Genomic DNA, 22564 nt, shown 5'->3' with positions numbered 1-22564 from the left:
TCTCCATGGGGCTGGCAGAGAATTGACTCCATCCCCCCCCCCCACCCCCCCCCACCCCCCCCCCCCCCCCCCAACAACCCCCCCCCCCCCCCCCCCCCCCGCTTCCGGTGACGCGTCAGGCCCGGTGCGGGCGCGCGTCCGCCGGTCAGGCCTTGCGGGCCCGCGTGGTCTTCTTCGCGGGCGCCGCCTTCGTGGCCGTCTTCTTCGCCGGCGCCTTCTTGACCGGCGTCTTCTTCGGGGCCGCGGCGGTCTTCTTGGCGGCCGTGCCGCTGACGGCCTCGGTGGCCGTCTTGCGGGCCGGTGACCCGGCAGCGACCGTCTTCTTGGCCGGGGCCTTGCGCGGAGCCTTCACCGACGTGCCGTCGCTGATCCGGTCGGCGCCGAGGATCTCGCGAAGGAACTTGCCGGTGTGGCTGGCCGGGACTCCGGCGACCTCTTCCGGCGTGCCCTCCGCGATGACCAGGCCACCGCCGCTGCCGCCCTCGGGGCCCATGTCGACGACCCAGTCGGCGGTCTTGACGACGTCGAGGTTGTGCTCGATGACGATGACCGTGTTGCCCTTGTCCACCAGGCCCGAGAGCACCTTGATCAGCTTGCTGATGTCCTCGAAGTGCAGACCGGTGGTCGGCTCGTCCAGCACGTACACCGTGCGGCCCGTGGACCGCTTCTGCAGCTCGCTGGCGAGCTTGACGCGCTGCGCCTCACCGCCGGACAGCGTCGGCGCGGACTGGCCGAGCCGTACGTAGCCGAGGCCGACGTCGTTGAGCGTCCTGAGGTGCCGGGAGATCGCCGGTACGGCCTCGAAGAAGTCCATGGCCTCCTCGATCGGCATGTCGAGGACCTCGGCGATGGACTTGCCCTTGTAGTGGACGTCCAGGGTCTCCCGGTTGTAGCGCGCCCCGTGGCAGACCTCGCACGGGACGTACACGTCGGGCAGGAAGTTCATCTCGATCTTGATCGTGCCGTCGCCGGAGCAGTTCTCGCAGCGGCCGCCCTTGACGTTGAAGGAGAAGCGGCCGGGCAGATAGCCCCGCACCTTCGCCTCGGTCGTCTCGGCGAACAGCCGGCGGACGTGGTCGAAGACTCCGGTGTACGTCGCCGGGTTGGACCGGGGCGTACGGCCGATGGGCGACTGGTCGACGTGCACGACCTTGTCGACGAGGTCGTCGCCCTCCACGCGTGTGTGCCGGCCGGGGACGTTGCGTGCGCCGTTCAGTTCGCGGGCGAGGTGCGTGTACAGGATGTCGTTGACCAGCGTCGACTTCCCGGAGCCCGAGACGCCCGTGACGGCAGTGAGCACGCCGAGCGGGAAGGACACGTCGATGTCCCGGAGGTTGTTCTCCCGGGCGCCGTGGACCGTGAGCCGGCGGCTCGGGTCGGTGGGCCGCCGGACGTCCGGGAGGGCGATCTGCCTCTTGCCCGACAGGTACTGGCCGGTGACCGAGTCGTCGTTGGCGAGCAGTTCCTTCAGGGAACCGCTGTGCACGACCTTGCCGCCGTGCTCGCCCGCGCCGGGGCCGATGTCGACCACCCAGTCCGCGACCTTGATGGTGTCCTCGTCGTGCTCGACGACGATGAGCGTGTTGCCCATGTCACGCAGCCGGACCAGCGTCTCGATCAGCCGGTGGTTGTCGCGCTGGTGCAGGCCGATGGACGGCTCGTCCAGGACGTACAGGACACCGACCAGGCCGGAGCCGATCTGTGTCGCCAGGCGGATGCGCTGGGCCTCGCCGCCGGAGAGGGTGCCGGCCGCGCGGTTCAGCGAGAGGTAGTCGAGGCCGACGTCGACCAGGAAGCGCAGCCGTTCGTTGACCTCCTTCAGGACGCGCTCGGCGATCTTCTTGTCCCGGGCGTTGAGCTTCAGCTTGCCGAGGAAGTCCGCGCAGTCGCTGATGGACATCGCGGAGACCTCCGCGATCGACTTCTCCATGACCGTGACCGCGAGGACGATCGGCTTCAGGCGCGTGCCGTGACAGGTGGGGCAGGGCACCTCGCGCATGTAGCCCTCGAAGCGCTCCCGGCTGGCGTCGCTCTCGGCCTCGCTGTGCCGCCGCTTGACGAACGGGACGGCGCCCTCGAAGGGCGTGGTGTACACCCGCTCGCGTCCGTAGCGGTTGCGGTAGCGGACCTCGATCTGGGTCTTGTGTCCGTGGAGCAGGGCCTTCCGGGCGCGCTGCGGCAGACCGGCGAAGGGCATGTCGGTCCGGAATCCGAGGGCGTCCGCGAGGGCTCCGACGAGACGTCCGAAGTACTCCTTGGTGTGTCCGTGCGACCAGGGGTGGATGGCTCCCTCGTCGAGGGACTTGTCCTCGTCCGGGACGATCAGCTCGGGGTCGACCTCCATGCGCGTACCGATACCGGTGCACTCGGGGCAGGCGCCGAAGGGGGAGTTGAAGGAGAAGGAGCGGGGCTCCAGCTCTTCGAACGACAGGTCGTCGTACGGGCAGTACAGGTGCTCCGAGTACATGCGTTCGCGCTCGGGGTCGTCGGCCGGGAGGTCGACGAAGTCCAGGACGACCATGCCGCCGGAGAGCCCGAGGGCGGTCTCCACGGAGTCGGTGAGGCGGCGCTTGGCGCCGTCCTTCACCGTGAGGCGGTCGACGACCACCTCGATGGTGTGCTTCTCCTGCTTCTTGAGCGTGGGCGGCTCGGTGAGCTGGATCGTCTCGCCGTCGACCCGGGCGCGGCTGTACCCCTTGGTCTGGAGGTCGGCGAAGAGGTCGACGAACTCCCCCTTGCGCTCGCGCACCAGGGGCGACAGCACCTGGAAGCGGCTTCCCTCCGGCAGCTCCAGGACCTTGTCGACGATGGCCTGCGGCGACTGGCGGGAGATCGGACGGCCGCACTCGGGACAGTGCGGCTTGCCGATGCGCGCGAAGAGCAGCCGCAGGTAGTCGTAGACCTCGGTGATGGTGCCGACCGTCGAGCGCGGGTTGCGCGAGGTCGACTTCTGGTCGATGGAGACGGCCGGGGACAGGCCCTCGATGAAGTCGACGTCCGGCTTGTCCATCTGACCGAGGAACTGCCGGGCGTACGACGAGAGGGACTCGACGTACCTGCGCTGGCCCTCGGCGAAGATGGTGTCGAAGGCGAGGGAGGACTTGCCCGACCCCGACAGGCCCGTGAAGACGATGAGCGAGTCGCGCGGGAGGTCGAGCGAGACATTCTTCAGATTGTGCTCGCGCGCTCCACGGACGATGAGACGGTCGGCCACGCCGGTCCGCACCTTTCTTGAGAGAAGTGACAGGGGCGAGGCCCCGTCTTCTTCAGACTAGGGGGAGCCACTGACAACGCCGGTCGGATCCCATGGTTGGTAACAATCCCGGACCATCCAGCATGCCCGACGCCACGCTCGACCTTATAGCACGCACATTCGATTTATGGGTGAGGTCGAGCACCTTCACCCGAAGGTGTGGCGCGGCTATCGTCGGATCCATGAACGATCATGTGCGCGACCTGGCGTCAGTACGTGACGCGACCGAACGGCTCCTCAGCGCAGCCGGCCGACTGGACAACGCCGCAGTGACCGAGTCGTCACGGCTGCCCGGCTGGAGCCGCGGCCATGTCCTCGCCCACCTCGCCCGCAACGCGGACGCGCTCGTGAACGTCCTCGCCGGGCGCCCTATGTACGTGTCAGGGGACGCCCGGGACGCGGACATCGAGCGGGACGCGCCACGCCCCCTGGCGCAGCAGCTCACGGACGTGCGCGAGAGCGCGGCCCGGTTCCAGGAGGCCGGGGCCGCACCCGCGGACTGGTCCCGCACGGTGGAGCTGCGCAACGGCGTCAAGGACTCCGCGTCCCGGGTGCCGTTCCGGCGCTGGGTGGAGGTGGAGCTGCATCACGTGGACCTCGGCATCGGGTACGAGCTCGAGGATCTTCCGGAGGAGTTCGTGGCGCGGGAGATCGAGTTCCTCGCCGACCGTTTCGCCGGGCATCCCGATGTGCCGTCCACCCGGGTAACGGACTCCACACGCGCGTGGAGCACGGGACGCGGCCCGCAGGGCACCCCGGAGGTCACGGTGACCGGCCCCGCGCCCGCGCTGCTCGGCTGGCTGTCGGGGCGCCGCGAGGGGACGGACCTGACCGTCGACGGCGGCCCGCTTCCCGCCCTCCCCCCGCTATAGGCTGCCGCCATGACGTACAGCGGAGCGGTGAAGGTCGGCGGACCCGCCGATGTGCACGAGCTGCCGGACCTGATGATCTCCAAGGTCGCGGTCGGCCCCATGGACAACAACGCTTATCTGCTGCGCTGCCGGGCGACCGGCGAGCAGTTGCTGATCGACGCGGCGAACGACGCCTCGACGCTGCTCACGCTGATCGGTGACGACGGCATCGCGTCCGTCGTCACCACGCACCGGCACGGCGACCACTGGCAGGCGCTCGCGGAGGTCGTGGCGGCCACCGGAGCGCGCACCTACGCGGGCCGCGACGACGCCGAGGGCATCCCGGTGCCGACCGACGTCCTGGTCGACGACGGCGACCCGATCCGGGTGGGGCGCGTGGAACTCACCGCACGCCACCTGGTGGGTCACACGCCGGGTTCGATCGCGCTCGTCTACGACGATCCGCACGGGCACGCGCATGTGTTCACGGGTGACTGTCTCTTCCCGGGCGGTGTGGGCAACACACGCAAGGACCCGCAGGCCTTCACCACCCTCATCGACGACGTGGAGGCGAAGATCTTCGGCCCGCTGTCGGACGAGACCTGGGTCTACCCGGGACACGGCAACGACACGACGCTGGGCGCCGAACGTCCGCACCTCCCGGAGTGGCGCGCCCGGGGCTGGTGAGGCGGGCCCGGTGCCGGCCACCGAGGGGGCGTGCGTCACGCGCCCCGTGTGAAGCGACCGCACGCGCCGGTGGCACGCGCGCGCTCCCGGCGCGCGCAGTGGTGCAGTCCACTGGAAGCTTCCCGCACAGGAGACGGCGCCTGCGCGGAAGGGGCCGCCGGCCGTTCGATTTCCCCGCCCCCGGCCGGCGGCCCGGCCCCGAGTGCTCGCCGGCCGGGCGCCGTTCACAGGAATGCAACACCCGTTCCCACGATGCGGACAATTCCTGTCGTGACCTGGACAGACAGGTCGCCGCGCTGTCACTCTCCCGCCATGTCTCTCGCCCCACGTGCCCTGCGCCGCGCCGCGTCCGCCGCCACCGTCACCCTGCTCTTCGCCGCCGCGGCCTGTGCGCCGCAGCCGGAGGACAAGACGGACGACAAGGCCTCCGGGAGCGCCTCGAAGGCCTGCGCCCAGGGCGAGTTGCGTACCGAGACCGCCGGGAAGCTGACGATCGCCACCGACGAACCGGCGTACGAACCCTGGTTCAAGGACGGCAAGCCGGCGAACGGCAAGGGCTTCGAGTCGGCCGTCGCCTACGCCGTCGCGCAGCGGCTCGGTTACGGCAAGGGCGACGTCGTCTGGCAGACCGTCCCCTTCAACAAGGCCTTCGCGCCCGGTGAGAAGACCTTCGACCTCGACATCAACCAGGTGTCGATCAGTGCCGAACGCAAGAAGGCCGTGGACTTCTCGTCCGGCTACTACGACGTCCGCCAGGCCGTCATCGCGCTGAAGGGGTCCAAGGCCGCCCGGGCGAAGAACCTCGACGGCCTCAAGGGCCTGAAGCTCGGCGCGCAGGTCGGCACCACCAGCCTGAACTACATCGACGACGTGGTGCGGCCGACGCGACAGCCCGCCGCGTACGCGAAGAACGACCAGGCCAAGTCCGCACTCAAGAACGGCCAGGTCGACGCCATCGTCACCGACCTGCCGACCGCCTTCTACATCACGGCGGCCGAGGTGACGGACGCGAAGATCGTCGGCCAGTTCGAGAACCAGGGCGGTACGCCGGAGCAGTTCGGGCTCGTGCTCGACAAGGGCAGCGCGCTGACCTCGTGCGTGACGGACGCCGTCGACGCCCTCCGCGAGGACGGCACACTTGCGAAGATCGAGAAGCAGTGGCTGTCCGACGCCGTCGACGCCCCGGTCCTCAAGTGACGGTCACCAAGGAGCTGTCCGGGGACAGCTCCGGTGAGGACCTGCGCGAGACGTACGTCCCCTCGCAGCGGCGGATCGGGCGGGAGCGCCACAAGCGCGCCCGCACCCGCCGCGCGACGGCGATCGCCGCGGTCTCCACCCTCGTCACCGGTGTCGTCCTGTACCTCGTGGTCGTCAGCGCTCCCGGCTGGCCGCGCACCCAGGAGACCTTCTTCAACGCGCAGTACGCGCGCGAGGCGCTCCCCAAGGTCCTGGAAGGGCTCTGGCTCAACGTCCGCCTCCTGCTCGTCTGCGGCGCCGCGGTCCTCGTCCTCGGCATGCTGATCGCCGTGGCCCGCACGCTGCGCGGTCCGGTGTTCTTCCCCGTGCGCGCGCTGGCCGCCGCCTACACCGACTTCTTCCGCGGCCTCCCCCTGATCATCAACCTGATGATCGTGGTGCTGGGCGTCCCCGCACTGCGGCTGCAGGGCGTGACGGTTGACCCCGTGCTGCTGGGCGGCACGGCACTCACGCTGACGTACTCGGCGTACGTGGCGGAGGTGTTCCGCGCCGGCATCGAGTCCGTCCACCCCTCGCAGCGCGCCGCGGCCCGCTCACTCGGTCTCACCAACCGGCAGACGCTGCGCCATGTGGTCCTGCCCCAGGCCGTACGCCGTCAGGTGCCTCCCCTGCTCAACGACCTGGTGTCGCTCCAGAAGGACACCGGCCTCGTCTCGATCGGCGGGGCGGTCGACGCGGTGCGCGCCGCCGACATCATCGTGGGCCGCAGCCTCAACTACACGCCGTACATCGTCGCCGGCCTGGTCTTCGTCGCGCTGACCATCCCCATGACCCGCCTCACGGACTGGGTCACCGCGCGGATGGACCGCCGACGCGCGCAGGGAGGATCCCTATGAGCAACTCCCCCGTCCTTCGCATGGAGTCCGTCCGCAAGACCTTCGGCGCGTCCGTCGTCCTGCGGGACGTCGACCTGGAGGTCGCTCCGCACACGGTGACCGCGCTGATCGGCACCTCCGGGTCGGGCAAGTCGACTCTGCTGCGCTGCGCGAATCTCCTCGAGGAGATCGACGACGGCGCCATCTGGCTGGACGACGAGGAGATCACCGACCCCCGTACCGACCAGGACGCGGTACGCCGCCGGATCGGCGTCGTCTTCCAGGCGTACAACCTCTTCCCGCACATGACCGTCCTGGAGAACGTCACGCTCGCCCCGCGCCGCGTGCACGGGGCGAGCCGCTCGCAGGCCGAGGAGCACGCCCGTGAGCTGCTCGACCGGCTCGGGCTCGGCGCGAAGGCGGACGAGTACCCGGACCGGCTGAGCGGTGGTCAGCAGCAGCGGGCCGCGATCGTCCGCGCGCTGGCCGTACGCCCCCGGCTGCTGCTTCTCGACGAGATCACCGCCGCCCTCGACCCGGAACTCGTGGGTGAGGTCCTCGCCGTCGTGCGGGACTTGAAGGACGAGGGCATGACCATGGTGCTGGCGACGCACGAGATGGGCTTCGCCCGTGAGGTCGCCGACCAGGTCTGCTTCCTCGACGGCGGCGTGATCCTGGAACGCGGCACGGCCGACGAGGTCTTCGGCGCCCCGCAGCGGGAGCGGACCCAGCGGTTTCTGCGCCGGATCGTGGAGGCGGGCCGGCTTTGAGGCCGGTCGAGGCCGGCTTCGGCACCGGTTGAGGCCGACTGCGAGGCCGGCTCTGCGGCCGGTTGAACCCAGCTCCGCGGCCGAGTGAGCCGGCTTCGAGCCCGGGTGACGCCGGCTCTGGGGCCGGGTGACGCCGGCTTAGGCCGACTCCGGTGGGCGCTCCCCCGCCCCCGGCCCGTGCGGGCCGGGGGTGTCAGCCCCTGTCTCGCCTACGGTCGTCCCCGGTCAGGCCTCCGCCCGGCCCGTCCCCGCCAGTGTCGCGATCCGTTCCACCGCGAACGCGTACCCCTGCACTCCGCATCCCGCGATCACACCGTCCGCGCGCAGCGAGACGTACGAGTGGTGCCGGAACTCCTCCCGCTGATGGATGTTGGAGATGTGGACCTCCACCACCGGAAGCCCGTCGCAGGTGTTGAGCGCGTCCAGGATCGCGACGGAGGTGTGCGAGTAGGCGGCCGGGTTGATCACGATGCCCGCGTGACGCAGGCGTGCCTCGTGGATCCAGTCCACCAGCTCGCCCTCGTGATTGGACTGGCGGAAGTCCACCGTGCCGCCGTGCGCCGCGGCCGCCTCGGCGCACAGCGCCTCGACGTCGGCCAGGGTGTCGGAGCCGTAGATCTCCGGCTGGCGCTGCCCGAGAAGGTTCAGGTTGGGCCCGTTGAGGATCATGATCGGGGCGTGGGCGAGGGTGCGGGGCACGGTTCCTCCGGTCCTTGCGGTCTGCCGGCCCGTACAGGACCGCTGTTCGAACCCGGTTTATCACGATGCGCCGCACGGCCGGCCGCCCGTAACCTCTCGCCATGACGACCCCTGTCTACGCTCCCAAGCCCGTGCCCGGGGACCGGATAGCCGTGCTCTCGCCGTCCGCCGCACTGCCCGCGCTCTTCCCGCAACCGTTCGAGCTGGGCCTTGAGCGGCTCCGGGAGGTGTACGGCCTGGAGCCGGTCGAGTATCCGACGACCCGCAAGCCGGGCTCGGCGCCCGAGGAGCGCGCCGCCGACCTGAACGCCGCCTTCGCCGACCCGTCGGTCAAGGCCGTGATCGCCTCGATCGGCGGCGACGACCAGATCACGGTCCTGCCGTTCCTGGACCGGGAGTTGATCCGGGCACATCCGAAGCCGTTCTTCGGGTCCAGCGACAACACGAATGTGCTCCTGTACCTGTGGAACACGGGCATCGTCGGCTACCACGGCGCGACCGTCATGTGCGAGCTGGGCCGCCCCGGTGCCATGGCCGGGCCGACCACCGAGTCGCTGCGGGCCGCCCTCTTCACCCGCGCCCCCTACGAGTTGCGGCCCGCCGACCGTTTCACCGACGTCGACCGGCCCTGGGACGACCCGTCGACCTTCGACCGCGAGCCCGCCACGGAACCGGGCACCGGCTGGCGCTGGCACCGTGCCGAGCGCGTCGTCGAAGGCCGGTCCTGGGGCGGCAACATCGAGATTCTCTCCTGGCTGCTGATGGCCGACCGCGAGATGGCCGCCGACCCGTCCGTGTACGACGGCCACGTGCTGTTCCTGGAGACCTCGGAAGACCTGCCCAGGGCCGAGGACGTGTTCCGGATCCTGCGGAGCATGGGCGAGCGCGGACTGCTCCGGCGCTTCCCCGCCCTCCTCATGGGGCGCCCCAAGGCGTGGTCCTTCGAGCAGCCCAACGACGCGGCCGCGAAGGCCCGTTACGCGCGGGACCAGCGCGAGGCGGTCCTCAGGGCCGTCGGCAGATACGCCCCGGACATGATGGTCGTCCTCGATGTGGACTTCGGTCACACCGATCCGCAGCTCGTCATCCCCTGCGGAGGCACGATTCGCGTCGACGGTCCCGCCCGGCGCATCACGGTCACCTACTGAGAGGGCTCCGCACCACCGCACGCCCCCGTAACTGCCGATCACTCCGGGTAGTTGACGCGGCATGCACGACGTACGCTCCGTGAGGGCACCCTCCATGCTCAGGCTCGCGGCCGCCTCCCTCGCCGGGACGGCCATCGAGTTCTACGACTTCTTCGTCTACGGCACCGCCGCCGCACTGGTCCTCGGTCCGCTGTTCTTCCCGACGTTCTCCCCGCTGGCGGGGACACTGGCGGCGTTCGGGACGTTCGGGGTCGGCTTCGTCGCACGGCCGCTGGGTTCCGTGCTCTTCGGGCACATCGGAGACCGCCGGGGGCGGCGGCCCGTCCTGGTCGCCTCGCTGCTGCTGACCGGCGCCGCGACCGTCGCGGTCGGCTGCGTCCCGGCCTACGGCTCGATCGGTGTCGCCGCCCCCGTGCTCCTGCTCGTGCTGCGTTTCCTGCAAGGTCTCGGGCTAGGCGGGGAGTGGGGCGGCGCGGTGCTGCTGACCGCGGAGCACGCGCCCGCCGCACGGCGCGGACTGTGGTCGAGCTTTCCCCAGATCGGCCCCTCGCTGGGGTTCGTCCTCGCCAACGGCGTGATGCTGGCGCTGTCCGCGACCCTGTCCGACGCGCAGTTCGCGGCCTGGGGATGGCGGGTGCCCTTCTGGGCGGCCGGCGTCCTCGCGCTCGCCGGCCTGTGGCTGCGCAGCTCGCTCAGGGAGAGCCCCGAGTTCCTCGAACTGCGGGAGCACGCGCGCGTGCCGCTCGTCGACGTGGTGCGCGGCCACTGGCGGCTCGTGCTGCTGACGGCCGGCGGACTCGCGGTGGGCTACGCGGTGTTCTACGCCGTGACCACCTGGGCCCTCGCCTACGGCGTCGAACGGCTCGGGGTGAGCCGTACCGTCATGCTGGCCTGCATCATGGCCGCCGTCGTGGTGAAGGGCTCGCTGACGCCCGTGGCCGCGATGCTGGGCGACCGCTTCGGGCGGCGGCCGCTGTGTCTGACGGGCAGCGCGGCCGCCGCGCTGTGGATGTTCCCGATGGTGGCGCTGCTGTCGACCGGTGAGCCACTGCTCATGTTCTTCGGGTTCCTGGTGGCGCTGCTCGCCTTCATCACCATGTTCGCGGTGATCGCCGCGTATCTCCCGGAGCTGTTCGAGCCTCGGATGCGCTGCACCGGCGCGGCCCTGGGCTACAACCTGGGAGGGGTGCTCGGGGGCGCCCTGACGCCCCTCGTGGCGACGGCCGTGGCCCGGGGGGACGGTGTCCCCTGGGGTGTGGCCGCCTATCTGACGGTCATCGCGCTGCTGAGCCTTGGCTGCTTCGCGCTGCTGCCCGAGACGCGGCCGGTACCTCGCCTGACCGTCGTGGGGGCCACGGACTGACCGAGGGGGTTCACGGGCCGCGCCGACCGGGTGGCGTTCCGGCCGTTGCGACGCTCGCGGGTTGACCCGTGCGGCCGGTCGCGGGCCGTGCCGTGCCGTCGGGGAGCGCCCGGCGGTGGCTACGGGTTGACGGCCAGCTCCAGGTAGGCCGCGAACAGCACCAGGTGGACGCCGCCCTGGAGGGGGGTCGCGCGGCCGGGCACGACCGTCAGGGAGCTCACGACGACGGTCAGCGCGAGCAGCACCATGTGCACGGGGTCGAGACCGAGTACCAGGGGTCCCGACAGCCAGAGAGACGCCAGGGCGACGGCGGGAATGGTGAGACCGATACTGGCCATCGCCGATCCCAGTGCCAGGTTCAGGCTGGTCTGCACGCGGTCACGGCGGGCCGACCGCAGCGCCGCGATGGTCTCGGGCAGCAGCACGAGAAGCGCGATGATCACGCCGACCACGGCCTGCGGCATCCCGGCCGCGTCCACGCCGGACTCGATGGTGGGCGAGACCCCTTTGGCGAGGCCCACCACACCGACGAGAGCCAGACCGAGCAGCCCCACGCTGACGGCCGCCGTACGCGCGGACGGCCTGTCGGCGTGGTCGTCCGTCTCGATGACCACGCCCTGCCGGGTGATCGGCAGGAAGTAGTCCCGGTGCCGCACTGTCTGGGTGGAGACGAACAGGCCGTACAGGGCCAGCGAGGCGAACGCGGCGAAGGTGAGCTGGGCCGAGGAGAACTCCGGGCCCGGCTTGCTGGTGGTGAACGTCGGCAGCACCAGACTGAGCGTGGCCAGTGTCGCGACCGTGGCCAGGGCGGCGCCGGTCCCTTCCGCGTTGAAGACCGCGAGCCCATGGCGCAGCGAGGCCACGAGCAGGGTGAGACCGACGATGCCGTTGCAGGTGATCATCACGGCCGCGAACACGGTGTCCCGCGCCAGGGTGGAGCTCTTGTCCCCGCCGTCGGCCATCAGGGTGACGATCAGCGCGACCTCGATGACGGTGACGGCCACGGCCAGGACGAGTGAGCCGAAGGGTTCGCCCACGCGGTGCGCCACCACCTCGGCGTGGTGGACGGCCGCCAGGACCGATCCCGCGAGGACCACCGTCACGAGCGCCACGACGCCGCCGGACAGGCCGCGGCCCCAGGTGAAGGCCAGCAGGACGACCGCGACCGCCGGCACGACGGCCGTCCACTGCGTCGCGAGCGACCGGAGCGGAACGATCATGCAGCGATCGTCGCAGACGCGTCCTGGCCCTGCACGTTCGGTGACGCGGCCCACGTGGGTCCACGGGGCGGCGGAGCGGTCCCCAGAGGAGGCCGCCGCCCGTCGCCGACGTCGTCAGACGTCGATGCTGTCCTTCGGCGCGCCCTCCGCCCTACGGGATTCCTCCCGCGCCTGCTTCCTGGAGGCGATCAGGCTGGTGATCGTGGTGACGATCAGGACGGCGCAGATCACGCCGAGCGAGACCGGTATGGAGATCTCGGGGACATGCACCCCGGACTCGTGCAGGGCGTGCAGCACCAGCTTCACGCCGATGAAGCCGAGGATGACGGACAGGCCGTAGCTCAGGTGGACCAGCTTCTTCAGCAGACCGCCGATGAGGAAGTACAGCTGCCGCAGGCCCATCAGTGCGAACGCGTTGGCCGTGAACACGATGTACGGGTCCTGGGTCAGGCCGAAGATGGCCGGGATCGAGTCGAGCGCGAAGAGGACGTCGGTGGTGCCGATCGCCAGCATCACGACGAGCATCGGCGTCATGACGCGCTTGCCGTTCTGCCGGATCCACAGCTTCGTGCCGTGATAGCGGTCCGCCACGCCGAAGCGTCGCTCGGCGAGCTTCAGCAGCCGGTTCTCCTCGAACTCCTCGTCGTCCTGGTCGGCTCGGGCCTCCTGGATCAGCTTCCAGGCGGTGTAGATGAGGAACGCACCGAAGATGTAGAACACCCAGGCGAAGTTCGAGATGATCGCGGCGCCCGCGGCGATGAATATGGCGCGCAGGACGAGCGCGATGAGCACGCCCACGAGCAGGACACGCTGCTGGTACTTCGTCGGCACCGCGAACTTCGCCATGATCAGGACGAAGACGAAGAGGTTGTCGACGCTCAGCGATTTCTCGGTGATGAAGCCGGCGAAGAACTCTCCCGCGGGTTGGCCGCCGGAGAAGACGAGCAGTCCGAGGCCGAACAGAGCGGCCAGGACGATCCAGACCACCGTCCAGATCCCGGCTTCCTTGATCGATACGTCGTGGGGCTTTCGCCCGATGAGAAAGTCGACCGCGATCAGTGCGGCCAGACCCACGATGGTCAGGACCCACAGGGTCATGGAAACATCCACTGCGCCTCCGGCAGTACGTAACGGCAGATTGTCAGCGTCGTCGCTACCGGAGGTCTCTTCCACCCGAGGCGGCCGGGGCGCGTGATGCGACCGGTGCCTGCGGGCCGACGCCCCGGGATCTGGCCTGATCCGTATTGACGGGTGCGCCGCAGTTCGTAGGGAGTACTCCCCTCCGTACGGAAAGAGTACGCCAATCACCAAGGAAAGGTAAAGAGGTTGGTAAAAGAAAAACCAAGTGTGCAGCTCATAGGGCTTTACCAGGGCTTGGTGCGGGCTCGGAGACTCCTCAGCGGTTCCAGGAGCGGCGGGCCTCGGCGATCTGCGCGAGCACCTGCTCGAGCACCTGGCTGCCCGGCGGGACGAGCGAGGGCTCGTACGTCCAGGCGTGACCGACCCACGGGTCGGCGAGATGATCCTCCGGGACCGGCGTGAGCCGCAGAAGCGAGCGCCAGAGCGGATCGAGCAGCGGCCCGTACGCGGACGCGTCCTCCCGGTCGGCGACCATCATCAGGTGGACGCCGACGGCCGGTCCCTCGTCCGCGAGATAGCGCAGCTGCGTCACCGCACGGTCGTCGAAACCGTGCGGGAAGTCGTGCACGATCACCAGCTGCTCGGCGGTGTCGAAGCCCGGCGGCAGCGAGTCGGCCGCGCCGCCGCGCAGCGCCATCTGCACCAGGTCGACGCGCTGGGTGAGCCGAGTCAGCACGTCGGCCACACCCGCGGCGCCCGCGGCCGGCGGACCGGCGAGCACACCGGACCGGACCAGCGGCGCGAGCGAGGCGGCACCCGAACCGGCGGGGTCTATGGCGTGCACCGTGAACTCGCCGGCGGGATAGACGGCGAGCAGACGCGCGGCGTGCGCCACCGCCGATTCCATCGCCAGCCTGCGCAGATCCCCCGAATCGGCGAAGGAGTCGTCGAGTCCGGAACGCCCGCTGTCGATCCACAGACCGCGCTCCAGCGGCAGCCGGACCAGCATCGGGATGCTCAGTCCCTCGCTCTCGGGCAGATGGAGATCGCCGAGCCGCAAGGCCATCGGGACCTCCATCGGGACCCGGTAGCCGTGCCAGACCGGGTTGTCCCAGCGCGCGAACGCCGGGGGCAGCGCCGGCTCGACGACCTCGGCCTCGGCGGTGAGCTGGGCGAGGTCCCGGTCGAGCACCGCCCTGGCCTGGTCGACGAGTTGGGTGTGCTTGGCCTGCGCGGCCTCTCGTGCGGCGTCGCCCTGCCCGCTGATGCGGCTGCGCGGGTCGGACAGGACCTTGTCGAGCTCCTGCTCCATGCGGGAGTCGGCGAAGTCGACGGCGCTGCGGTACGCGGCCGTGCTGCGCGCCAGGTCTTCGAACATGCCCCACACCTGGTTGTAGAGCCGCTCATCCATGGACCAGCCTGTCGCGTCACCCGCGACGGGCTGTGCGGGTCGGCCGGGCTGGGCCGGGGGTGCGGCCGGCGGGGGCGGAGGGGGCGCCGCGGGCTGCCGGCGCGGGTGGCTATAGTCGACCGGCCCGCCGGCGGCCGGGACCGTCGGCTGCGTGACGGGTGAGGAGTCGGGCTGCGTGAGCCCGGCGTGTCCGCCGTGCCCGGCCGGGCCGGCGTGCAGACCGAGCGGGTCGTACGGGGCCTGGGGCGGCGGCGGTATGTCACCGGAGCCACCCTGGGTGCCGGGGAGGGGCTGGTCCGGCCCGGCCGCCGAGGCGGCCGCCTGCCGTGAGCGGTCCCCCTCCGACGTGCGCGGCGGGGGCGCCACCACCGAGCGGGCCAGTCCCTGGGCCACCGCCTCGTTGATCCCGGCCGCGAGCTGCTGCGCCTCGGGCAGTCCCTGGTCGGTGAGCAGCTCGGCGAGGCCGCCCGCGTACCCCTGGCCGACCGCCCGGACCTTCCAGGCGCCCTGCCGGCGGTAGAGCTCCAGGGCGACGACGGCCGATTCGGCGTCGAGGCCGGTGATGGTGTAGCTGGCGACCTCGGCGCCGTCGAGGCCGGTGACGGCGACGAAGGGGGCGGCGACGGCGCCGAACCGGACCGGACCGCCGGCCCCGGACGGCAGCGCGAGCAGCACGCTGACCCGGTGCACGGCGTCCGGCAGGGCGGCCAGGTCGAAGGCGAGGCGATGGTCGGCCGCCGCCTGCTTGGAGACCTCGAGTCCGGGCAGGGTGGGCGCACCCGGGTGGGCCACCCACTCGACGCCGTGGACCCTGCCCTTCTCGTCGCTGAGTGTGGCCCCCGCGACGACCGGTCTGCCGGCCGAAACGCGGACCTCAAGACGGACCTGGGAGAGCGGATGGTTCTGTCCCCGGACCAGCTCGGCCGTCATCGCCTTGTCCCCCCGTGTCACTTCGCCTCGTGTGCTGTGCGCCCCGCGGTGTCTACAGGTGCGGCAGGATCGCGGGCATCAGGTCCTGGAACGTCCGGCCGTTGGCCGGGGTGCCGAGGGCCGTCATCTGCCAGCCCGCGCCGGCCCGGTGCACCTTCGCCATGATCTGGGCCGTGTACTGCCCGCCGCCGGCGAGCGTGTACCGGGCGAGCTCCTGGCCGTTGGTCTCGTCGACCAGGCGGCAGAACGCGTCCTGGACCTCCTGGAACGTCTGGCCCGTGAACGAGTTCACGGTGAAGATGATCTGGTCGATGTGGACCGGGACCCGCTGGAGGTCGACGAGGATGGCCTCGTCGTCGCCGCCCTGGCCCACGCCGCCGACCAGGTTGTCACCGGTGTGCCGCACGGAGCCGTCGTCGCTGACGAGGTGCCGGAAGAACACCACGTCGACGGGCTGCTTGTCCGCGAACAGCACGGCGGAGGCGTCGAGGTCGATCTCCCGCGTGCGCGAGCCGAACAGGCCGCGCCGGGGGGCCGCCTGCCAGCCGAGCCCCATGCGCACCGCGGTCAGGGTGCCCCCGTCGTTCTTCTGCAGACTGATGGCCTGACCCTTGGTCATGTTGACCGTCACGCGCTGTTCCCCTCTCGAACCGTCCCCTGTTTCCGCGGAGTCCGCGGATGACCAGAACCCTACGCAGCGGCACCGACAGTGCCGAACCCTGGGACGGACTTTGTGTCGGTCTTGCAACACAGCGCGTGCCCCGAGGGTTCGGTGGGGCCCCTGACCGTCGGCCGGAGCCCCGGGCCGTCAGGCCAGGCCCCCTTCCTTCATCTGCCGCAGTTCCTTCTTCATCTCGGACACCTCGTCGCGCAGCCGGGCCGCGATCTCGAACTGGAGGTCGGCGGCGGCGGCGCGCATCCGCTGCGTCATGTCCTCGATCTGCTCGGCGAGGTCGGCCGCGGGACGGTCCGTCGGCACCGTCTCCTTGCTCTTCCCCCTGCCCTTGGCGGCCTTGCCGCCGAGCGCGGGGACCGGGGCCTTGGCAGGCTTGCCGTCCTTCGTCTTGCGGTAGCCCGAGCCGAGCAGCTGTTCCGTGTCGACGTCCTCGCGGGCGATCTGCGCCACGATGTCGTTGATCTTCTTGCGGAGGGGCTGCGGGTCGATGCCCCGCTCCTTGTTGTACGCGACCTGCTTCTCCCGGCGGCGGTTGGTCTCGTCGATGGCCTTCTCCATCGCCGGGGTGATCTTGTCGGCGTACATGTGGACCTGACCGGAGACGTTGCGCGCCGCGCGGCCGATGGTCTGGATCAGTGAGGTGCCGGAGCGCAGGAAGCCCTCCTTGTCCGCGTCGAGGATCGCCACCAGGGAGACCTCGGGCAGGTCGAGGCCCTCCCGGAGGAGGTTGATACCGACGAGCACGTCGTACTCACCGGCGCGCAGCTCGCGCAGCAGCTCGACCCGGCGCAGGGTGTCGACGTCGCTGTGCAGGTAGCGGACCTGGATGCCCATCTCGAGGAAGTAGTCGGTGAGGTCCTCCGCCATCTTCTTGGTGAGGGTGGTGACCAGGACGCGCTCGTCCTTCTCGGTGCGCTTGCGGATCTCGTGCACCAGGTCGTCGATCTGGCCCTCGGTGGGCTTGATGACGACCTCGGGGTCGACTAGCCCGGTCGGGCGGATGATCTGCTCGACGAAGCCGTCGCCGCGCGAGAGTTCGTACTTGCCAGGCGTCGCCGACAGGTAGACGGCCTGACCGATGCGCTCCTGGAACTCCTCCCACTTCAGGGGACGGTTGTCCAGGGCGGAGGGCAGCCGGAAGCCGTGGTCGACGAGGGTCCGCTTGCGGGAGGCGTCCCCCTCGTACATGGCGCCGATCTGCGGCACCGTGACGTGCGACTCGTCGATCACCAGCAGGAAGTCGTCCGGGAAGTAGTCGAGCAGCGTGTTCGGCGGGGAGCCGGGCTCACGGCCGTCGAAGTGCATCGAGTAGTTCTCGACGCCGGAGCAGGAGCCGATCTGACGGAGCATCTCGATGTCGTACGTCGTGCGCATGCGCAGGCGCTGGGCCTCCAGGAGCTTGCCCTGTGCCTCCAGGGTGGCGAGCCGCTCCCCGAGCTCCTTCTCGATGTCGTTGACCGCGCGCTCCAGGCGCTCGGGGCCGGCCACGTAGTGGGAGGCGGGGAACACGTAGAGCTGGTCGTCATCGCTGATGACCTCGCCGGTGAGCGGGTGCAGCGTGGAGAGCGCCTCGATCTCGTCACCGAACATCTCGATGCGGACGGCCAGCTCCTCGTAGACCGGGAAGATCTCGATGGTGTCGCCGCGGACCCGGAAGGTGCCCCGGGCGAAGGCCATGTCGTTGCGCGTGTACTGGATGTCGACGAAGCGGCGCAGCAGGTCGTCGCGGTCGATCTCATTGCCGACCTTGAGCGTGACCATGCGGTCCACGTACTCCTGCGGCGTACCGAGGCCGTAGATGCAGGAGACCGAGGCGACCACGACGACGTCGCGGCGGGTGAGCAGTGAGTTGGTCGCGGAGTGGCGCAGGCGCTCCACCTCCTCGTTGATCGAGGAGTCCTTCTCGATGTAGGTGTCGGACTGCGGGACGTACGCCTCGGGCTGGTAGTAGTCGTAGTACGAGACGAAGTACTCCACGGCGTTGTTCGGCAGCAGCTCGCGGAACTCGTTGGCCAGCTGGGCGGCCAGGGTCTTGTTCGGGGCCATCACGAGCGTGGGGCGCTGGAGCTTCTCGATCATCCACGCCGTGGTGGCGGACTTGCCGGTGCCGGTGGCACCGAGCAGGACGACATCCTTCTCACCTGCGCGAATGCGCTTCTCGAGTTCAGCGATGGCCGTCGGCTGGTCACCGCTCGGCTGGTAGGGGCTGACGACCTCGAAGGGCGCCACCGAACGTTCGATCTTGGAAACGGGCCGCATGCCATCAACCGTACGACCCCGCACTGACAACGGGGTCGGATCACCAGCTCTGCGGAGTGCGGGAGCGGTGGCCGGGGCGCCGGTCGAAGCGGGACGGCGGGCGGTGTCCGGGGTACGGCACGGCGGCGCGGGCCGGGACACCCGGCCTGTTCTCGGTGGGCGTCCAGTCGGGTCGACCCATGATCATCAGCGGGTCGAACATCACGACGACGCCGGCCAGGCAGAGGAAGGCCAGCGGGCCGATCATCATCGGCGCGAGCAGGGCGGCGGGCGAGTCGCCCGCCGGGGTGCTGGCCGCTCCGTGCAGGTGCACCCTCAGGGCGGCCATGCCCGTGTAGTGCATACCGCTGACGGCGAGCCCCATGACGAGGCTCGCGCCGACGCTCCACAGGAAGCCGCGGACCTGTCCCGCGGCCCACAGGGCCGCGATGGCGGCCACCACCGCGATCACCACCGAGGCGGAGACGGTGAAGGTGTTGTACTCGAGCTTCCCGTTGAGGCGCATGCCCGCCATCCCCAGGTAGTGCATCGAGGCGACGCCCAGGCCGGTGATGGTGCCACCGGTGAAGAGCGCCGTTCCGGTCGCGCCCCGGTAGCCGACGATGAAGATCCCGATGCCGACCATGACGATCGCGACGCCGAGGCTCGCGAAGGTCAGCGCCTTGTCGTAGCGCACCGGGCTCTCCTCGACGGAGAACCCCATCATCGCAATGAAGTGCATGGTCCAGATGCCGGAGCCGATCGCGGCCGAGCCGAGGGCGAGCCAGCCCGGCCGCCAGGAGCGGGCGACGAGCATCGATCTGGTGGTGCAGCGCAGCCCCAGCGCCCCTCCCAGTGAGGCCATGAGGTACGCCACCAGCGGGGTGACGAGTCCGTAACTGAAGCCGTCGACCGTGCCCTGCATGCGCGGTTGCCCTTCCCGCCCTGATCTGTCCTGGATGTTCCTGAAAAGCGCCCGCCGCCAGGTCCATCGGAACGGACCGGGCCGAGGCGAAGAGTATGACCCCCACCGGAATGGTCGAACGATTTTCCGGCAAAGAATCACGGGCCCGCCCTACATGTGAGGCCCGCGTGCACGGATTTGGGCAACTCCATTCAATCCGCGGCCATTCCGCACCCACCTCCCGTTGACCCTCTGCTGTCAGTCTGATGCTGACCGTGATCGCTCGACGCGAGGAGTACGTATGCACGCGCGCGTTGCCGCCGCCACGACCGCCGCGCTTCTCGGGGGCACCGTTCTCATACTCCCCACTTCCTCCGCCCACGCCGCGGCCCACGACGGCGGCCCGGTCGTCGTCGCCCACCGCGGCGCCTCGGCGTACGCCCCCGAGAACACCCTGGCCGCCGTCGACAAGGCGGACGACCTGGGCTTCGGCTGGGTCGAGAACGACGTACAGCGCACCAAGGACGGCGTACTCGTCGTCCTCCACGACGCCACTCTGACGCGGACCACCAACGTCGAGGAGGTCTATCCCGGCCGGGCTCCCTGGAAGGTGGCGGACTTCACCGCGAGGGAGATCTCGCGGCTGGACGCGGGCAGCTGGTTCGCCCCGCGCTACGCGGGCGCACGCGTACCGACGCTCAGTCAGTACATGAACCGTGTCTCACGCAACCACCAGAAGCTCGTCCTGGAGATCAAGAACCCCGAGCTGTACCCGGGCATCGAACGGCAGACGCTCAAGGTGCTCAGCAACGAGGGCTGGCTCGACCCCGGCCACCTCAGGAGCAGGCTGATCGTCCAGAGCTTCAGCCCGGACAGCGTCCGTACGGTCCACGACCTGCGTCCCGGCGTCAAGACCGCGCTGCTGGGAACGCCGTCGATCGCCGACCTGCCCGAGTACGCGCGGTTCGCCGACCAGATCAACTCCTCGTACACCAGCATCTCCCTCGGCTACGTCGCTGCGGTCCACGCCTTCCGCGGCCCGCACGGCAACCCCTTGGAGGTCCTCACCTGGACCGTCGACGACGCGGACACCGCCCGCCGGGTCGCCCGCTACGACGTCGACGGCGTCATCACCAACAGGCCCGACGTGGTGCGGCGCGCCCTGCGCGACTACTGAACCGGGTCCACCCGGGCCCTGCGCCCGGGGCCTGGACGCCGCACGGCGTGCACGCCCCGGGCGTTGTCAGTGCCGCGCCGTACCGTGGTCGCATGGACAGCCACGGGCAGTACGGGCAGCAGGTCGTGTGGACCGTCGTGGGTACGGACATCGGCCCGCTGCTGTTGGCCGCGACCCCTGAAGGCCTGGTGAACGTGGTGTTCCATGCCACGGACGCGGTGCGCGAGAAGGCGTTGGAGAGACTCGCGTCCCGCCTCGGCGCCGAGCCCGCCGAGGCTCCCGGCTCTCCCCTGCTGGCCGAGGCGGCGAGCCAGGTGAGGGCCTACTTCGCCGGTGAGCGCCGCGACTTCAAGCTGCCCCTCGACTGGTCGCTGATCTCCGGGTTCAACCGCCAGGTGCTGCGCGAGCTGGCAGCCGGCGTCCCGTACGGGGCGGTCGTCGGCTACGGCGACCTCGCCGGCCGGGTCGGCCAGCCGGGCGCGGCCCAGGCGGTGGGTGTCGCCATGGGCTCCAACCCGCTGCCGGTCGTCGTGCCGTGCCACCGGGTCGTCGAGAGCGACGGCGGCATAGGAGGGTTCGGAGGGGGCCTGGAGACCAAGCGGAAACTGCTGGCGCTGGAGGGAGTGCTCCCGGAGCCGCTGTTCTGAGGAGTGCGCACACGGCCGGGAACTGGGAGGCTGCGCCGGTGAACCGCTTCTTCCGATGTGCCGAGACGTCCGCCGCCGAACCCGGGCGCCCGCGGTGACCGCCGTCGAGCGGTCCGCCGCGCCCGTCGACGCCGCGGCGATACCCGCGCTGCGGCGCCGTACGACCGCGGTGCTGATCGCCAGTCAGATCCTCGGCGGTCTCGGCGTCGCCACCGGCATCGCGCTCGCGGTCGTGCTGGCCGGGCAGGTCAGCGGCACCGAGTCCCTGTCGGGACTGGCTCCCACGGCGACCGTCGCGGGGACGGCGGTGCTGTCCCTGCCGCTGGCCGCGCTGATGACGGCGCGCGGACGGCGGCCGGGGCTGGTGCTCGCCTACCTCATCGGCGCCCTCGGGGCCGGTGTCGTAGTGCTCGCGGCGTCCGTCGGCAGTTTTCCGCTGCTGCTGGCCGGGATGGCCCTGTTCGGCGCCGCCTCGTCGGCGAACCTGCAGGCGCGGTTCGCGGCCGCCGACCTGGCCGAGCCGGAGCGGCGTGGCAGGGCCATCTCGAACGTCGTGTGGGCCACCACCGTAGGCGCGGTACTGGGCCCCAACATCGCCGCACCGGCCGGGCGCAGCGTCACCGGCCTGGGCATCCCCGCAGCCGCCGGCCCCTTCCTCTGGGCGGCCGGGGTCTTTCTCGTCTCGGCGCTGCTCGTGGCCCTGCTGCTGCGGCCCGATCCGCTGCTGACCGCCCGCGCCCTCGCTCCTGCCGAGGAGCAGTCTCCGCAGGCACGTTCCCTGCGGGCCGGTGTCGCCGCCGTCGCCGCCTCACCGCGGGCGCGGCTGGCGCTCGGGACGGTGGCGGTGTGCCACACGGCGATGGTCTCGATCATGGCGATGACACCCATCGACCTCGATCACCACGGAGCCGGCATCGACCTCATCGGGTTCGTGATCAGCTGTCACATCGCCGGTATGTACGCTTTCTCACCGCTCATGGGGCGACTGTCCGACCGGCTCGGGCGGCTCTCCGGGATCGGCCTCGCGGTGGGCCTGCTGGCCTGTGCCGCCCTCCTCGCCGGAACGGCCGACGGCAATCATGTACAGATCACCGTCGGGCTCTTCCTGCTGGGGCTGGGCTGGTCGGCGGGAGTGGTGTCCGGCTCCGCTCTCCTCACCGACTCGGTGCCCCAGCCCGCGCGCGCCGCCGCCCAGGGGCTGTCCGACCTGATGATGAACACGGCGGCCGGTATCGGCGGCGCGACCGCCGGTCTGGTGATCGCGCGAGCGAGTTACGGCTGGCTCAACCTCCTCGCCGCCTGCCTGCTGCTGCCGCTCACCGCGTTGATGCTCTTCACCCGGCGCGGACGCCGGACGGTCGCGGCCGGAGGCTGAGCTGCCGCGGGGGGCGGGGCCGGGTGGCGACGCCAGCACGGAGAGACGGGCGGCGAAGGCTGG

General features: G+C 70.6%; 18 protein-coding genes. 10 read left to right on the top strand and 8 right to left on the bottom strand.

Going from position 1 to position 22564, the window contains the following annotated elements; all coding sequences use genetic code 11:
* Nucleotides 1–145: 145 nt before the first annotated feature.
* The gene (uvrA, locus tag AC069T_RS07610; RefSeq protein ID WP_478781838.1) at nucleotides 146–3214 is read right to left on the bottom strand and encodes an excinuclease ABC subunit UvrA; all 3069 of its coding nucleotides are present in this window, start codon (nucleotides 3212–3214) and stop codon (nucleotides 146–148) included.
* Nucleotides 3215–3435: 221 nt separating this feature from the next.
* Here uvrA and AC069T_RS07605 point away from each other — a divergent pair, with 221 nt between their 5' ends.
* The 5 genes from AC069T_RS07605 to AC069T_RS07585 all read left to right on the top strand — a co-directional run bounded on the left by AC069T_RS07605 (nucleotide 3436) and on the right by AC069T_RS07585 (nucleotide 7633).
* A complete protein-coding gene (locus AC069T_RS07605; RefSeq protein ID WP_478781837.1) occupies nucleotides 3436–4125 on the top strand; it encodes a maleylpyruvate isomerase family mycothiol-dependent enzyme in 690 nt (229 codons plus the stop codon).
* 9 nt (nucleotides 4126–4134) lie between these two features.
* The gene (locus tag AC069T_RS07600; protein WP_478781836.1) at nucleotides 4135–4791 is read left to right on the top strand and encodes an MBL fold metallo-hydrolase; all 657 of its coding nucleotides are present in this window, start codon (nucleotides 4135–4137) and stop codon (nucleotides 4789–4791) included.
* Nucleotides 4792–5103: 312 nt separating this feature from the next.
* Complete coding sequence (locus AC069T_RS07595; RefSeq protein ID WP_478781835.1) at nucleotides 5104–5988, top strand: ABC transporter substrate-binding protein; 885 nt, start codon at nucleotides 5104–5106, stop codon at nucleotides 5986–5988.
* Nucleotides 5985–6884, top strand: coding sequence for an amino acid ABC transporter permease (locus AC069T_RS07590; RefSeq protein WP_478781834.1), 900 nt, complete (start codon nucleotides 5985–5987; stop codon nucleotides 6882–6884). The genes AC069T_RS07595 and AC069T_RS07590 overlap by 4 nt, the downstream gene beginning before the upstream one ends.
* On the top strand, nucleotides 6881–7633 hold the full coding sequence (locus tag AC069T_RS07585) for an amino acid ABC transporter ATP-binding protein (RefSeq protein ID WP_478781833.1): 753 nt from the start codon (nucleotides 6881–6883) through the stop codon (nucleotides 7631–7633). The genes AC069T_RS07590 and AC069T_RS07585 overlap by 4 nt, the downstream gene beginning before the upstream one ends.
* A gap of 225 nt (nucleotides 7634–7858) precedes the next feature.
* On the opposite strand, the gene aroQ is transcribed toward AC069T_RS07585, so the two are convergent.
* Complete coding sequence (gene aroQ / locus AC069T_RS07580) at nucleotides 7859–8332, bottom strand: type II 3-dehydroquinate dehydratase (RefSeq protein ID WP_476754138.1); 474 nt, start codon at nucleotides 8330–8332, stop codon at nucleotides 7859–7861.
* A 101-nt stretch (nucleotides 8333–8433) separates the two neighbouring features.
* On the opposite strand from aroQ, the gene AC069T_RS07575 reads away from it, so the two are divergent.
* Nucleotides 8434–9480, top strand: a complete 1047-nt coding sequence (locus AC069T_RS07575; RefSeq protein ID WP_478781832.1) for a S66 family peptidase — start codon at nucleotides 8434–8436, stop codon at nucleotides 9478–9480.
* A gap of 61 nt (nucleotides 9481–9541) precedes the next feature.
* Complete coding sequence (locus AC069T_RS07570) at nucleotides 9542–10843, top strand: MFS transporter (protein ID WP_478781831.1); 1302 nt, start codon at nucleotides 9542–9544, stop codon at nucleotides 10841–10843.
* Nucleotides 10844–10962: 119 nt separating this feature from the next.
* On the opposite strand, the gene AC069T_RS07565 is transcribed toward AC069T_RS07570, so the two are convergent.
* From AC069T_RS07565 to AC069T_RS07540, 6 genes are all read right to left on the bottom strand, one after another.
* Nucleotides 10963–12063, bottom strand: coding sequence for a calcium:cation antiporter (locus AC069T_RS07565; protein ID WP_478781830.1), 1101 nt, complete (start codon nucleotides 12061–12063; stop codon nucleotides 10963–10965).
* 114 nt (nucleotides 12064–12177) lie between these two features.
* The gene (locus AC069T_RS07560) at nucleotides 12178–13173 is read right to left on the bottom strand and encodes a TerC family protein (protein WP_478781829.1); all 996 of its coding nucleotides are present in this window, start codon (nucleotides 13171–13173) and stop codon (nucleotides 12178–12180) included.
* 286 nt (nucleotides 13174–13459) lie between these two features.
* Nucleotides 13460–15484 (bottom strand): TerD family protein, encoded by a 2025-nt coding sequence (locus AC069T_RS07555; protein ID WP_478781828.1) that lies wholly within the window; start codon nucleotides 15482–15484, stop codon nucleotides 13460–13462.
* Between the two features lie 52 nt (nucleotides 15485–15536).
* Nucleotides 15537–16115 (bottom strand): TerD family protein, encoded by a 579-nt coding sequence (locus AC069T_RS07550; RefSeq protein WP_119104869.1) that lies wholly within the window; start codon nucleotides 16113–16115, stop codon nucleotides 15537–15539.
* Nucleotides 16116–16292: 177 nt separating this feature from the next.
* A complete protein-coding gene (uvrB, locus tag AC069T_RS07545) occupies nucleotides 16293–18419 on the bottom strand; it encodes an excinuclease ABC subunit UvrB (protein WP_478781827.1) in 2127 nt (708 codons plus the stop codon).
* Nucleotides 18420–18459: 40 nt separating this feature from the next.
* The gene (locus AC069T_RS07540) at nucleotides 18460–19323 is read right to left on the bottom strand and encodes an MHYT domain-containing protein (RefSeq protein WP_478781826.1); all 864 of its coding nucleotides are present in this window, start codon (nucleotides 19321–19323) and stop codon (nucleotides 18460–18462) included.
* A gap of 280 nt (nucleotides 19324–19603) precedes the next feature.
* Between AC069T_RS07540 and AC069T_RS07535 the strand changes: the two genes are divergently transcribed.
* From AC069T_RS07535 to AC069T_RS07525, 3 genes are all read left to right on the top strand, one after another.
* The gene (locus AC069T_RS07535; RefSeq protein ID WP_478781825.1) at nucleotides 19604–20479 is read left to right on the top strand and encodes a glycerophosphodiester phosphodiesterase; all 876 of its coding nucleotides are present in this window, start codon (nucleotides 19604–19606) and stop codon (nucleotides 20477–20479) included.
* 92 nt (nucleotides 20480–20571) lie between these two features.
* On the top strand, nucleotides 20572–21126 hold the full coding sequence (locus tag AC069T_RS07530; protein WP_478781824.1) for a methylated-DNA--[protein]-cysteine S-methyltransferase: 555 nt from the start codon (nucleotides 20572–20574) through the stop codon (nucleotides 21124–21126).
* 94 nt (nucleotides 21127–21220) lie between these two features.
* Nucleotides 21221–22501, top strand: a complete 1281-nt coding sequence (locus tag AC069T_RS07525; protein WP_478781823.1) for an MFS transporter — start codon at nucleotides 21221–21223, stop codon at nucleotides 22499–22501.
* Nucleotides 22502–22564: the final 63 nt, after the last annotated feature.

It is taken from the genome of Streptomyces sp. NPDC043867 (genome assembly GCF_056435845.1).
Note: the sequence above shows the minus strand (reverse complement) of the source record. Positions and strands in the feature narration are given on the sequence as shown.

Coding starts and splice junctions, on each gene's coding strand:
- AC069T_RS07530 (WP_478781824.1), top strand. CDS start 20,572: ATGGACAGCCACGGGCAGTACGGGCAGCAGGTCGTGTGGACCGTCGTG.
- AC069T_RS07605 (WP_478781837.1), top strand. CDS start 3,436: ATGAACGATCATGTGCGCGACCTGGCGTCAGTACGTGACGCGACCGAA.
- AC069T_RS07540 (WP_478781826.1), bottom strand. CDS start 19,323: ATGCAGGGCACGGTCGACGGCTTCAGTTACGGACTCGTCACCCCGCTG.
- AC069T_RS07555 (WP_478781828.1), bottom strand. CDS start 15,484: ATGACGGCCGAGCTGGTCCGGGGACAGAACCATCCGCTCTCCCAGGTC.
- AC069T_RS07575 (WP_478781832.1), top strand. CDS start 8,434: ATGACGACCCCTGTCTACGCTCCCAAGCCCGTGCCCGGGGACCGGATA.
- AC069T_RS07595 (WP_478781835.1), top strand. CDS start 5,104: ATGTCTCTCGCCCCACGTGCCCTGCGCCGCGCCGCGTCCGCCGCCACC.
- AC069T_RS07565 (WP_478781830.1), bottom strand. CDS start 12,063: ATGATCGTTCCGCTCCGGTCGCTCGCGACGCAGTGGACGGCCGTCGTG.
- AC069T_RS07535 (WP_478781825.1), top strand. CDS start 19,604: ATGCACGCGCGCGTTGCCGCCGCCACGACCGCCGCGCTTCTCGGGGGC.
- AC069T_RS07585 (WP_478781833.1), top strand. CDS start 6,881: ATGAGCAACTCCCCCGTCCTTCGCATGGAGTCCGTCCGCAAGACCTTC.
- AC069T_RS07570 (WP_478781831.1), top strand. CDS start 9,542: ATGCACGACGTACGCTCCGTGAGGGCACCCTCCATGCTCAGGCTCGCG.
- uvrB (WP_478781827.1), bottom strand. CDS start 18,419: ATGCGGCCCGTTTCCAAGATCGAACGTTCGGTGGCGCCCTTCGAGGTC.
- AC069T_RS07600 (WP_478781836.1), top strand. CDS start 4,135: ATGACGTACAGCGGAGCGGTGAAGGTCGGCGGACCCGCCGATGTGCAC.